This window comes from Streptomyces sp. NPDC006925, assembly GCF_042869575.1.
Lineage (GTDB): Bacteria > Actinomycetota > Actinomycetes > Streptomycetales > Streptomycetaceae > Streptomyces.
Genome location: NZ_JBIAGB010000032.1, coordinates 13126 through 25615, shown reverse-complemented (window position 1 = coordinate 25615; position 12490 = coordinate 13126). Strand labels below are relative to the sequence as shown.

General features: G+C 72.9%; 10 protein-coding genes. 6 read left to right on the top strand and 4 right to left on the bottom strand.

From position 1 onward, the window contains the following. Positions 1–16: 16 nt before the first annotated feature. Positions 17–526, top strand: a complete 510-nt coding sequence (locus tag ACFYNS_RS28900; RefSeq protein ID WP_388605739.1) for a hypothetical protein — start codon at positions 17–19, stop codon at positions 524–526. Positions 527–650: 124 nt separating this feature from the next. On the opposite strand, the gene ACFYNS_RS28895 is transcribed toward ACFYNS_RS28900, so the two are convergent. From ACFYNS_RS28895 to ACFYNS_RS28885, 3 genes are read right to left on the bottom strand one after another with little or no spacing between them, the layout of a single operon-like run. Continuing rightward, on the bottom strand, positions 651–1226 hold the full coding sequence (locus ACFYNS_RS28895; protein WP_388605737.1) for a hypothetical protein: 576 nt from the start codon (positions 1224–1226) through the stop codon (positions 651–653). A gap of 60 nt (positions 1227–1286) precedes the next feature. Then, positions 1287–1781, bottom strand: a complete 495-nt coding sequence (locus ACFYNS_RS28890) for a cupin domain-containing protein (protein ID WP_360299124.1) — start codon at positions 1779–1781, stop codon at positions 1287–1289. A gap of 52 nt (positions 1782–1833) precedes the next feature. Next, positions 1834–2205: a DUF4267 domain-containing protein gene (locus ACFYNS_RS28885; RefSeq protein WP_027761368.1), complete on the bottom strand. Its 372-nt coding sequence runs from the start codon at positions 2203–2205 to the stop codon at positions 1834–1836. A 141-nt stretch (positions 2206–2346) separates the two neighbouring features. On the opposite strand from ACFYNS_RS28885, the gene ACFYNS_RS28880 reads away from it, so the two are divergent. Next, on the top strand, positions 2347–3237 hold the full coding sequence (locus ACFYNS_RS28880) for a LysR family transcriptional regulator (RefSeq protein ID WP_360299122.1): 891 nt from the start codon (positions 2347–2349) through the stop codon (positions 3235–3237). 115 nt (positions 3238–3352) lie between these two features. Here the strand turns inward: ACFYNS_RS28880 and ACFYNS_RS28875 are convergent, their stop codons facing one another. Beyond that, complete coding sequence (locus ACFYNS_RS28875; protein ID WP_360299119.1) at positions 3353–4834, bottom strand: hypothetical protein; 1482 nt, start codon at positions 4832–4834, stop codon at positions 3353–3355. Between the two features lie 19 nt (positions 4835–4853). Between ACFYNS_RS28875 and ACFYNS_RS28870 the strand changes: the two genes are divergently transcribed. The 4 genes from ACFYNS_RS28870 to ACFYNS_RS28855 all read left to right on the top strand — a co-directional run bounded on the left by ACFYNS_RS28870 (position 4854) and on the right by ACFYNS_RS28855 (position 12086). After that, positions 4854–7031: an ATP-binding protein gene (locus ACFYNS_RS28870; RefSeq protein WP_360299116.1), complete on the top strand. Its 2178-nt coding sequence runs from the start codon at positions 4854–4856 to the stop codon at positions 7029–7031. 53 nt (positions 7032–7084) lie between these two features. Continuing rightward, complete coding sequence (locus tag ACFYNS_RS28865) at positions 7085–9703, top strand: WD40 repeat domain-containing protein (protein WP_388605734.1); 2619 nt, start codon at positions 7085–7087, stop codon at positions 9701–9703. A 281-nt stretch (positions 9704–9984) separates the two neighbouring features. Next, positions 9985–10953: a hypothetical protein gene (locus ACFYNS_RS28860; RefSeq protein WP_388605732.1), complete on the top strand. Its 969-nt coding sequence runs from the start codon at positions 9985–9987 to the stop codon at positions 10951–10953. A gap of 440 nt (positions 10954–11393) precedes the next feature. Then, positions 11394–12086, top strand: coding sequence for an RES domain-containing protein (locus ACFYNS_RS28855; RefSeq protein ID WP_388605730.1), 693 nt, complete (start codon positions 11394–11396; stop codon positions 12084–12086). Positions 12087–12490 lie beyond the last annotated feature (404 nt).

Genomic DNA, 12490 nt, shown 5'->3' with positions numbered 1-12490 from the left:
GACGAGGAAGAACACCATGACCGCCCTCCCCACCAGCCCCGACGCGACCATGGAGGCCATCGGCCATGCCGTCGAGGAAGGCCGAACCGGCGACACCGCCTCCGCCCGCCGGAAGCTTCTGGACCTGTGGTCCACGATCGGCGTCACCGGCGACCCGCTGCACCGCTGCACTCTCGCGCACCATCTGGCCGACCTCCACGCCGACCCCGCACCGGCCCTGGCCTGGGACATCCGCGCCCTGGACGCTGCCGACGCCGTCACCGAACAGCGCGCTCAGCAGCACCACGCCGGTCTGCACCTCGCCGGCTTCTATCCGTCCCTGCACCTCAACCTCGCCGACGACTACCGCCGTCTGGGCTCCTTCGACGCGGCCACCGAGCACATCACCGCGGCCGAAGAGCACGCCCACGCGCTCTCCCGGGACGCGTACGGTTCCGTCCTGCGCACCGCCCTCGACGAGGTGGCCGAGGCCATCCGTCGGCGCGACACCGCCCGGCGGGCCTCCGCCCCGGGGCCCGCCGCCTGACGCACGGGCGTGCCCCTCGCGGCCGAGGGCGCCGTGCCCGGGTGCGCGCTGCCGCACGAGACCGATGGCGCACGTCGCGGGCGGACGACGTGCGCCGCGGTGCAGCAGCCCGGCATGCCGGGCGTCAGGAGACGAAGTCGGTCAGTGTGCATCCGTTCACGAGGGCCTTCTCCTTCTGGTAGCCGCTCGGGATCGGAGTGTCCGGGTCGCAGTGGAGAGCGAGGAGTCCGGAGTCCTTGAGATCGTTCCGGGTCGCACTCGTGTCGCTGTCGACGGCGAAGTCCTTGCCGAGGAGGTAGCCGCCGCCGTGCTCCTTCGCCCGGGTCTGGAAGCTCTTCATGTCCGTGATGGTCATGAGCCGGACCGAGTTGCCCTTCAGGTTGAAGCACACGGCACGCTCCTCGATGCCCCACGCGGTACCGGCCTCCTCCGGGTCCGGGAGAACAGCGTCCTCGTAGTCCTCGTCCTGCATGTGCAAGTCCGTGCACGTGGTGTACCGGCTGACGAAGGCCTCCACGTCCGCCATGGTGGCGGCGCTCGGACGGCCCTCCGTGCCCCCGTCCATGAGCCGTCCCCCGCTGCCCGCGGACAGCCCGTCCCCGTCGGGGGAAGAGCGGCCTTCCTGGTCACTGCCGCAGCCACTGACCACCGTCAGTGCCACGGCCGCCGCGCAGGCGGCCAGGGTGTAGCGCACTCGCACCACGTCTCCTCGCCTCTTCGTGTCTTTCCTGCCGTCATGTCGATGCCCTGGTCCGGACGGTCAGCCGCGCGTGGCGTCCCAGACCTCGCTCTGCCGGAAGTACGTGTCGTACAGCTCCTGGACGTCCAGCAGGCTCTCCGGCGGGACCTTGCCGTAGGCGACGCGCTCGAGGTGGCGGAAGTACTCGAAGCGCTCCACCCCCGGGGTGATCACGATGAGGATGTCCGCACTCTCCCCGGGAGCCGCGGCGAAGGCGTGCGGCACGTTCGGCGGGACCACGACGAGGTCGCCCCGGCCCGCCGTGACGATCTGATCGCCGGAGAGGAGCTGTGCCGTGCCGTCCAGCAGGTAGAAGAGTTCGGCGGAGTTGGTGTGGTGGTGGGGAGCGGCGCCGTCCGCGCCTTCGGCGAGGGTGACCCGTTGGGTGGACAGCGCGCCGCCGGTGGCGCTGCTGTCCGCCAGCAGCCGGATGGTGGTCGGGGCCCGTCCGATGACCTCGGCGTCGGCCTCGCGTACGACGTGGGACCGGTCGAAGTCCGGTGGGATGAGTGACATCTGCTCGCTTCCTGGGCGCTGTGAGGGTGCGGCGGCCTTGCCGCGCAGAGGGTCAGACCGCGAAGAGCAGCGCGGCGGAGACCAGGACGACCGCGGCCGTGGCCGCGTGGATGCCGAAGGCCGCGGCTTTCGTGCCGCCGTTGCGCAGGACGATCACCGTGTCCCCCAGCGGGGTCAGCGAGATCACCAGCATGAACCAGGCCGCGGCTGCGGCGTCCGAGAACGCCAGCAGTGCGAGCCCGAGAAGACCCGAGACGAGGTCGCGCAGCCCCTTGACGGTCAGATAAGCGGAGTCGCCGTCCGGCTTCGCCGGGACGCCGTACCCGGCAGCCGCGGCCCGCGGCTGGAAGAAGAACCGCAGACCGATGAAGACGACGAAGAGATCGAGCACCACGGCCAAGCCGTACGCGAGCGGTATGAGCACGTCGATCTCCCTGGAGTGCGGTGAGTGGTGTCCCGTCGAGAAGGACGTGGCTCAGGATGCAGCGCGGAAACCGGGTGAACAATCGTCGGTTCCACATGGTCTGATAACCCCGGAGTTATCGGTGGCGACGGGGGAACGCGGATGGAGCTGCGGGACATCGAGATCTTTCTGACCCTGGCGGAGGAGCTGCACTTCGGCCGGACCGCGGACCGCCTCCACGTGTCGCAGGCCCGGGTGAGCCAGTCCATCGCCAAGCAGGAGCGGCGGATCGGGGCACGGCTCTTCGCCCGCAGCAGCCGCCGGGTCGAACTGACCCCCATCGGAGCCCAGCTGCGCGAGGACCTCGGGGCGGGCTACCAGCGGATAGTCGAGGGGACCCGTGCGGCCACCGCCGCCGCCCGCGGCGCCACGAGCACGCTCACGCTCGGACTGCACGGCCCTCAGGCGCACGACCAGTCGCGCCTCATCGACCTGTTCCGCACCCGGCACCCCGAGATCGAACTCCGCATCCGGGAAATGAGCTTCACGGACCCCTTCGGCCCGCTCCGCAGCGGCTCCGTCGAGGTGGCGACCGCCTGGCTGCCCGTCCGCGAGCCGGACCTCACCGTCGGGCCGCCGGTCGTCACCGAACCCCTGCTGCTCATGGTCGCCACCGACCATCCGCTGGCCTGCCGCGCCGCGGTCGGTATGGAGGACCTGGCCGACTGGACCCTGCCGCACCCGGCGCTACCCGTCCCCGAGTACTGGCTGCGGACGCTCGTGCCCGCCCACACGCCCGGCGGCCGCCCCATTCGGCGCGGCCCGAAGGTCTCCACGTTCCAGGAGGTCGCCGCCGTGGTCGCGGCGGGTGAGGCGATCAGTCTCGTCCACGGTGACGCCGCCCGCTACTACCGATGGCCCGGCCTGCGGTATCTCCACCCGTACGACGTCCCGACGGCGAGCTGGGCCCTGATCTGGCCCACAGCCGGAGAGTCACGGGCCGTCCGCGAACTCGCCCGTGCGGCACGGGACGTGGGACCGCGCACAGGGTGAGCCGGCAGCGGAGGCCGGACGCTCTCGAAGACGCTCTCGAAGGACTGCGGTCCGGGCGCCCCGTACCCGCGGTCCGGGCCGTCGGCGGGGCCCCGGGAACCGGTCCGGCACCGTCTCACAGGCCGTCTGCCGCGCTGCCGGGGCCCGCGAAGACGAGCTGGGTGAGGGTGGTGGGGCTGTAGGGGGCCGTCACGGTGAGCCGGTAGAGGCCGGGCCGGGGCACCCGAAGGTCCGCCCGGAGCAGGTCGTCGCCGTCCGCGTACGGGCTGCCGTCCCGGCTCCAGCCGTCGCCGTCCAGCGCGGACAGGGTGCACTCGACACCTGACGGGTCGTCCGTGCCGGTGATGCCGACCTGCCAGTCCGTGCCCGGTACGACGTAGTCCGGCACCTGGAGCCCCAGTGCGCCGTCCGCCTGGTCGGGGCCCAGCTGATCCTCCTCCAGCAGAAAGTCGACGACCGCCTGGCGGGCCGCCTTTCCGCTGGCCAGGGTGCCGTGCTGGAGTGCGAGGGGCACGGCCGAGGGGATCAGCGCGGCGGAGGCGCGGTGGACCGTGCCGTCCCCCCACACCCGGTAGCGGCGGGGCGCACCGTTCCCGTCCCGGATCAGCCGGCCGTCGGTGTGGGTGCGGAAGGAGTAGTCGGCGGACCGTACGACGCCGTCCACCAGCGTCATGGACTCGGCGGTGCGCTGCCGGATGCCCACGACCTGGCGGTGTCCGGCCAGCGGCTGGGTGAGCAGCTTCTGCCGGAACGCCTCCGCGTCCGCGTTCAGATCCTTGTCACCGCCGAGCGCGGCGACGTCCGCCGAGGTGAGGCGACGGACCTCGGTCCCCTCCTCCAGGCACAGGTGGCGGGGGAGCAGGTCGTGCACGCCGGGCATGGTCGCGGCCAGCGCGGCGAGCTTGCGGTGCGGCAGGGGCAGCGGCGCGCCCTGGACGCCGTTGAGGATGCACGCCGCGTCGACCGACCCCTGGAAGGGAGTGCCCAGCGTCAGCACGCCCCGGGTGTCGGCGGCGAGTTCGCTGTCGCCGCCGAGCGCCAGCGCGGCATAGGTCACCAGACCACCCATCGAGTGCGCGACGAAGACCAGCCGCGCCTCGCGCTCGTCCACCGCCTGCCGTCGCGCCTGCGCATGCGCCGGATGGGCCCGCCACTCCTCCAGGTGGCGGCGCGCCTCCCGCACCAGCAGCCGCGCGTTCGTCTGCACGGGCAGCCGCCAGTCGTAGGGGAAGGTGAGCAGCGCCCGCCGATCGGCCGCTACCGCGCCCGCGTCCTCGACCAGTCGGGTGTAGGGCTCGACACCGCCGACGAAGGGGATCCAGGTCGGAAAGCGCAGCAGCCGGCTCGCCCGCACGGACCCGGGATCTCCTGACCGCTCCGCGTCGGTGACGTGCAGGGAGCCGAGCCCCGACCTGCTCAGCCACGCCTCGGCGAGCCAGCGGGGGTGGGACAGCCCCCACAGCACGTCGCCGCCGGCGGAGTCGACCAGTTCGCTGCCCATGATGCCGGGCACGATGACGATCGCGTCGTGGGTGACGGCCGGGGAGAGGGCGGGAGCGGGGGACGTGGCGGTGTTCCACTGCGCGCGGGGGGTCATACCTGCGACGATAGGCACCATGAGCGGTGTGGGGGGAGGAGTCGCGTTACGGGACGCCTGCTCCGCGGACGAGGAGGCGGACGTGCCGCCCCCGCGCACCCTGTTGACACTCGCGGTCCTCGACTACGGGGACGGTGACGAGGAGTTCACCGACGGCATCCGCGAGCAGCTGGACGTGGTCACCTCGTGGTGGTCGGCCGAGGGGCCGTCCACCGCCTTCCACCAGGTGCCGAACCCGGTGCTGGAGACCCGGGACGATGTGGAGGACTTCTTCCGGGAGCGGAAGGTGCGGGAGCTGGGCGGGCAGGCCCTGGTGCTGTTCGTCACCGGCCACGGCCTCGCCGGCGCGTCCCGCTCCCACTATCTGAAGCTGCCCGGCTCGGTGAAGAACCGCAAGCTCGCCACCGCCGTGCGGACCGCGGACGTGGTCGCCGCGGCCCTGGACTCGCACGCGGAGAACGTCCTGGTCATCGTCAACGCCTGCTACGCGGGTCAGTTGGCGTCCGAACTGACCGCGCTGTACGCCGACATCGGCCCGCAGCGCCGCGAGACCTGCCGGCTGGACGTCCTGGTCACCTGCGGCCACGACCGTCCGGTGCAGGTGCGCCGCTTCCCCACGCTGCTGCGCGGAGCCCTGCACCGGCTGCGTACCAACGCCGGGGTGACCACGCCGCATCTGAGCGTCGGCGACTTCATGGCCGAGTTCGAGCGCGGCCTGCGGCGCGGTCCGGAACGTGAGCGGCACCGGCTGCGCCAACTGGTCAACAGCTCCAGCCCGTTCGAACCGACCCCGTGCATCCCCAACCCGGGCTACCGGCACGACCGCGAGCGCTCCGGCCCCGGCAGCGCACACGGAGGCGGCAACACCAAGGACGGCTACTGGCTCGACCGGGCCACCGGCCGCACCCAGGACGGCGACGGCGGCTGGTACTTCCGCGGCCGCGAGAGTCTCAACCGCACGCTCACCACCCACCTGGACGGCACACGCGCCCGCGGAGTCCTGCTGGTCACCGGCAGCGCGGGCAGCGGGAAGTCCGCTGTACTCGCCCGCGCGGTGGTCCTCAGCGACCCCGCGTACCGGAATCAGCCGCTGTGCAAGGCGGCGACCGAACAGGTACCCGCCGCCACCGTCCCGCCGCCCGGCTCCGTCGACGCGGCCGTCCTCGCCCGCCACCAGGACGCCTCCCAGGTCGCCGCCGCCCTGCTGCGCGCGCTCGGCGAGACCCCCGCGGCCCCCGAGTCCGCCGAGGACCCGGTCACCTGCTGGTCCCGGCAGCTCGTCACCCATCTGCGCGGCCGCACGGGACGGGTGGGCGTCGTCCTGGACGGCCTGGACGAATCCGAGGAGGCCGACCGCATCGTCACCGATGTGCTGGGCCCCCTCGGCGAGTTCTGCACCGCCCGCCTGCCGTCCCAGGCCAGGGGCGGGCGGAGAGCGGCGGGGGAGTCCGGGGAGCCGGGAGCGTGCGGAGCGGCGGACGACGCGGGAGGCGGAAGCGGCGGACCGGGCCCCGCGGAGCTGAGCCTGCTGCTCGGCGTCCGCTCCAGCAGACCGGCCGCGGCAGCACCGGCGGGCCCCTGCCCCGACGCGCAGCGCGGCCTGCTCGACCTGCTGCGCGAGACGTTCCCGAGCGCCGAGGTGGAACGCACCGACGACGAGCAGAGCACGGTCGACATCGCGGAGTACGTGACCGCGCTCCTCGGCGACCGCAGCCACCCGCAAGCCGCACACGAGGCCGCCGCTCTGGTGGCCCGGCAGGTATGGCCGTCCTTCATCGACGCGCGCCTGGCCGGGGAACAGCTCAGGGGCGACGCGGACCCCGTGCACACGGTGCTGCGACCGGAGTGGCAGCGGATGCTGGGGCTCGGTGTCAGGGGGCTGCTGCTGCGCGATCTGGCACTGGTGGCCGAGGAGGGGCTGCCCGCCGACGTCGCGCACGCGCTGCTGCGGGCCGCCGCCTTCGCGGAGGGCTCCGGTGTCCCCTGGTCGGTCATCTGGCCGGCGATGGCCCGGACTCTGCTGGGCAGGCCCCTGGAGAACTGGGACGAGATGATCGAGAAGCTGCTCGGCAGCCGACTCAACGGCTATCTGACCCATGATCACCAGGACGAACGACGCGTCTACCGCCCGACGCACGAATCCCTCACCGAGGTCCTGCGCGCGGGCACCCTGCTCGACGACGGCGGCATCGCGTGACCGAGCCGCCCGAGCCCCCCGACCGGCAACGGATTCGGAACGTCCACGGGCACGTGGAAGTACAGGGAGTCAGGAGCCATCTCAAGGCCCGCGAGGGGCACATGGAGAGCAGCCAGGGGCCCGAGCGGCACCAGGAGTCACCGAGCCCGCAGTCACCGAGCCCGCAGCCACCCGGCCCCGACCAGCAGGCACCGGCGGTCCGGCCCGCCGACAGCCACGTGGAGATCCAGCAGAAGCTGGCCGCCGCGCTGGCCGGTCTGGTGCCCGACGACCCCAGCATCCCCCCGCACCCCTATCTGCGCCGCCACCTGGCCCAGCACGCGGCCCAGGGCCACGTCCTGGACGACACGCACGTGCCGCCCGCCCTGCTGCCCTGGGAGACCAGCGCCGCGGTCCGCCGTCTGCTGGCGGCCGGGGACTCCAGCCCGCTCCGACAGCAGTGGCTCCAGGCGTGGGCCACACTCGAACCCTTCACCCGCAACCTCACCCCGCTCTCCCGGCTCGCCAGCCTGCAACTCGCCCACCACGCCGCCACGGCCCGGCACCTGCCGCCGGAGCAGCGCGGCACTCCGCCGGAACCGTTCGCCGGATCACCGGTCACCCCGCTGTGGAGCGACTGCGCCAGCGCCGAGAACCTCTGGGCCCTCACCGACCCTGCCGTCACCTCCCTGACGTCCGTCACCCCCCGCGGGCCCCGCCGGACGCTCGTCGTCGCCGGGGACGACCACGGCGCGGTACGCCTCCTGCGCCCGGACGGCACCGCGGCCGCCGCCCCCCTGACCCTGCACCAGGGCGCCGTCACCCAACTGCTCCCACTGGCCGACGGGCTCGTCGTCACCGCCGGGACGGACGGGCGGGTCACCGTGCTCGACGCGCACCGGGCCCGGCCGATACGGCAGATCCACCACCGCGAGCGCGCCTGGGTCAGCTCCCTGATCCGCCACGAGCAGTCCGAGCACGCCCCCACCCTGCTGGCGGCCTACGACGACGGGCACATCGCCGCCTTCGACGCTGCCACGTTCCAGCCCGTCGACATTCCCCTCCCCGTCCTCGAAAGCGCCCCGGTGCTCCTCCAGAGCACCCGGCTGCTAGGCCCCGCGGACCCGACGCGCACGGAGTGCGAAGTCCCGGCGCAGGGCGGCGAAGCCGCGGCGCCAGGCCCGCCGCACTCCGGGACGCCGGTGCTGCTGTTCGCCCAGCACGACACGGTCGGGTGCTTCGACGGCCGCACCACCACCCGGTGCTCCCGCCATCCCGCTGCCGTTCGCGCGCTGCTGGCCCTGCCGGACCGCAGCGGCCGTTACGCGGTCGCTCTGGAGGACGGCTCGCTGGCCCTCCACGACGCAGCCACACGGCACCGTCGCCGCTCCCCGCCGCCCGGCACGGGACCGGGCACCACTCAGGCCACCGCGTTGCGGGTCGTCGAGGTCGAGAACCGGCAGACCCTCGCCTCGGCGTCGGCGGACGGCACCGTACGGCTGTGGGAACTGCCCGCTCTGCGCCCCCTGCACCAGGCCCTGCCGGGGCATTCCGCTCCGGCCACCGCCCTCACCTCCGTCACCCGCGACGGACACACCCGCCTCTACAGCGCCGGGCTGGACTGCACCATCCGCGCCTGGCCGCTGACGTCGGCCGCGCTGCACGACCCCCCGCCGGTCTGGACCCCGATCACCGCGAGCGCCCTGTCGCCCCCGCCCATGCGCCTGCTGGCCACCGCCGAGGAGACGCGGACCAAGGTGTGGAACATCGAGACCGGCGCCGAACGGCTCGTCCACGAGGGGGACTCCCCGACGGCGCTCGCCTGGATCCCGCTGGGCACCCGTCTGCTGCTGGCGGCGGGGATGAGCGACAGCAGCGTCGCCTTGTGGGACCTCACCGAGCGCGGCCCGGTATCGACCGTCCGCGAACTGACGGGTCACTACTCACCGGCGCTGTGCCTGGTGCCGATGGTCGACGACTCCACCGCGCTGCTGGCCGGCGGCGGCGCCGACGGCAGAGTCCTGGTGTGGGACCTGAGCACCGGGCGGACCGTGCACAGCTTCTCCCAGCACGTCCTCAGCGTCCGCTGCCTGGCCTCGGTGCACTCCCGGCACGGATTCCTGCTCGCCTCCGGCGGCAGCGACGGCAACGTGCGGATCTGGGACCTGCGGCGGCATCCGCGTGAGGCGGGTGACGGCCGTCAGTCGATCCCGGTCACCATCCGCTGCGAGCAGCACGCCGTGAACGACGTGGCCTTCTTCCCCCTCGACAACGGCGGGCTGCGCCTGGCGACCGCCGGACAGGACGGCTCGCTGAAAGTCTGGTCGGTGCGGCAGGAGCAGGAGCAGGAGCAGGATCCGGGACCGGGACCGGGACCGGGGGAGCGGTCGCGGGATCGGTCGTACGACGGGGCCGACCTCGTGCGGGAGTTCAACCCCGGGGACGGCGAACTCACCGCCGTCACCCGGTTCACCGACGGCCGGGGCCGCACCGTCTTCGCGGTCGCGGGCAGGACCGGCATCCACCTCTGGGACGCCACCGTCGACCGGCCGCTCCTGCAAGCCGTCACGGGATATCCGGTCAACACCCTGAAAATGGCGCCGCAGCGTGCCTCGGAATCGGCCGCGCCCGTGCTGCTGGCCACCGGGGAAGCGGGCACGATGATCCTCCGCCTGGACGACAAGCGCCTCTGAGCAGGGCCTTTCCGGTCGCCGTTGCTCAAGGTCCCCGGCCCGCCGGTGACACGTGCGAGCCCTGACGACGTATCGACTCCCGCGCCCGCCCGCCGCACGGAGCGGAAGGCCGCGGCTCCCGGCGCCCAGAGCACGGCGCGCAGAGCACGGCGGGGCGCGCTCGGGAAGGTGGTCTCCTCGGCTCGCCCGACGCTCGCGGACCTCCTGCGCGGCACCCCGGCCGCAGCGTTCCTGCCGGTCAGGTGCATGATGAGGTGGACATGTGAAGGAAGGGGCGGGGAATGGTGCAATCGGCAGCGGAAGGGCAGAGAGCGATCCCCCGAGGACCGGTGCGCGTCCGCGGCGCGGGCTGGGCGGCCGCGTGGCTGGCCGGCGCCGTGGCCCTGGCGGGGGAGGGAGTCCTCGCGCTGGTCGTCTACTTCCTGGCGGGCCTGCGGGACGAGCACTATTTCGCTGCCGGCGTCCCGGCCTATGTCGGATATCTCTTCCTCTCCGTGGTCGCCATGGTGCTGCTCGGCCTGGCGGGGCTGATCTGCTCGGCCTCGGTCGTCCTGCCGGTCGTGCAGCTGTCGCGCTGGTCGGCCCGCAGGAAGGGGCGGACGGAGACGGCGCGCTGGTGCCTGGCCGTGTGCGGCGCGGCCGCCGCGGCGGCCGCGCTGTGCATCGGGGTGCCGACGGCGCTGCTCGGGGGCGGTTGGACCGTGCTCCCGCTGGTTCTTCTCCTCGGCTTCCTCGGCCTGGCCCCCGCCGCCCTGAGCAGCCGCGGGGTGACCGTGCTGCGTGGCACCGGCGCCCGGTTCGGGCTGGCCGCGGCAGTCCTCGGCTGCGGACTGGCGCTGTCGGCAGTGGTCTTCGTCGGCGGCCTGGCGGCCTACGGGACCGGCTTGATCCAGGAGTACGAGCCGCCACGACTCACCGAGACGCAGCTCGCCGGGACCTGGAGCGACGACCAGGGCGGCACCCTCACCCTCCGGGCCGACGGCACCGCGGTGGCCGGCGAGCTGGGTGTCCATGACGCGGACACGGCAGCCAGCGGGGAGGCTCACGAGCCCTGCGACGGCTCCGGCTCGTGGACGAAGGGCGCATCCCCGTCCGGAACCTCGCAACTCGACCTCGACGTCAGCGACTGCATGGCGGTCAGCAGCTGGCAGTTCGGCGGTACCGAGGAACAGCCCACCCTCTTCCACTGGATCGGCGACCCCGATTCCCTCAAGCGGCACGTACTGCATCGCGGGGCGTCGGCGCAGTAGTTCTCGCGGGTTCGGGGTGCCGGTCCAGGACAGCAGGAGTTCGGCGACGGCGCGGGGACCGGAAGACAGACCAGGTGCTCGGCGGCACCGAACCGCAGAGGGGCACGAGTACGCGTCCGACACGTTCAGCGGGACTTCGGGATCAAGAAACAGCGGCAGAGCGCTCGGACGTCCCCCGTGCGCCCTCTCCGCGCCTCCACGCCTCATCTGTGCGCCCCCGCAGGGCACTTCCGTAGCCCCGCTTCCGTTGGTCCCGCTGCGCGACAATGGGCGCCTCGCCTCTCGACGCACCTCTGCCCGCAGCTGCCTCAAGGACCTATGACCGTCTTCCTGATCCCACCGGCCCGCCACGGCCCGTCAGACGCGTGCGACCTCCGCTCCCGCCGCACAGCACGGCAGACCGGCACCGGCACCGGCACCGGCACGCCGAGGAGGCCGCGATGACCAGTCACCTCCCTCCCGTCACACTGGTCGGAGCCCCGGAACGCGGTGTCTGGCGGCTCGGCAAGGCGGCCGAACCCCTGCGGTACAACCGGGTCGAGCCGGAGACCACGAGCGGCTCGTGTGCGGGAAGGTTCAGCCTCTTCAGCTACGGGATGCTCTACACCTGCAGTGAAACCACCGGCTGCTACGCGGAGGCTCTGGCGCCCTTCCGCGTCCATCCGCGGATGCGTCGGCTGATGGCACAGGACGGGCTGTCCGAGGGCGGCCGGCGGATGCGGCCGGGTCATCTGCCGTCGAGCTGGCGGAACGAACGGATCCTCGTGCGGCTCCGGCCGCCGGCCGAGGCGCGGTTCCTGGACGTCGAGTCCGAGGACACCCGGCGATTCCTCGGCGAGGAGCTGAAGAGCGAGCTGAACGACTGGGTCGCCGCGGACTCCCTGTCGGACCACGACCTGCATGGCACGGACCGGCGGATCACCCGGCAGATCGCCGCCTGGAGCGTTGCCCAGCGCAACACGCAGGGCCATCAGCTGATCCAGGGGATCGCCTTCCGCTCCGGATACGGCGGACGCCGGTGCTGGGCGCTCCTGAGCGGCCCGGAGATCGAGGAGGTGGAGCGGCGGCCGATCCTCGCGGAGTCGCCCGAGCTGCAGGAAGTCGCTCGTGAGTTCGGTCTGACGGTCTGGTGAGAGCGCGGACCGGCCACGCGGGCGGACCGGCCACGCGGGCGGACCGGGCCACGGGCGGACCCGTGGCGGTGCGGACGGTGGCGGGGGCGTCCCCGACGACGGGGCGAGCCGGTGACGGCGGACCCGGCCGCCGGGACTCCGAGGACGGCGCCGGGGCGATCGGCCGTACGAGCCGTCACCCGGATTGAGTCAATCTGCCGAACGCTGTCTCGATCCCGTCGTCGAGAGCCCCCTCGGCTTCCGGTATTCGGCCAGGTGGAAGACCTGAGGGAGGATCAGAGGGAGGATTCATGGGGGATTCAAGGGTCTTCTAGAGTGGGAAAAACCTGGAGTACGGGGTGGGGCCAGGGGTACACTCCATCCATCAGGAGCAGGGAGAAGGCATGTTGAGCACGCCGACTATG

Bases quoted from the DNA above. Each gene is read 5' to 3' on its own strand.
- ACFYNS_RS28900 (WP_388605739.1), top strand. From the start codon at position 17: ATGACCGCCCTCCCCACCAGCCCCGACGCGACCATGGAGGCCATCGGC.
- ACFYNS_RS28890 (WP_360299124.1), bottom strand. From the start codon at position 1,781: ATGTCACTCATCCCACCGGACTTCGACCGGTCCCACGTCGTACGCGAG.
- ACFYNS_RS28880 (WP_360299122.1), top strand. From the start codon at position 2,347: ATGGAGCTGCGGGACATCGAGATCTTTCTGACCCTGGCGGAGGAGCTG.
- ACFYNS_RS28875 (WP_360299119.1), bottom strand. From the start codon at position 4,834: ATGACCCCCCGCGCGCAGTGGAACACCGCCACGTCCCCCGCTCCCGCC.
- ACFYNS_RS28870 (WP_360299116.1), top strand. From the start codon at position 4,854: ATGAGCGGTGTGGGGGGAGGAGTCGCGTTACGGGACGCCTGCTCCGCG.
- ACFYNS_RS28860 (WP_388605732.1), top strand. From the start codon at position 9,985: ATGGTGCAATCGGCAGCGGAAGGGCAGAGAGCGATCCCCCGAGGACCG.
- ACFYNS_RS28855 (WP_388605730.1), top strand. From the start codon at position 11,394: ATGACCAGTCACCTCCCTCCCGTCACACTGGTCGGAGCCCCGGAACGC.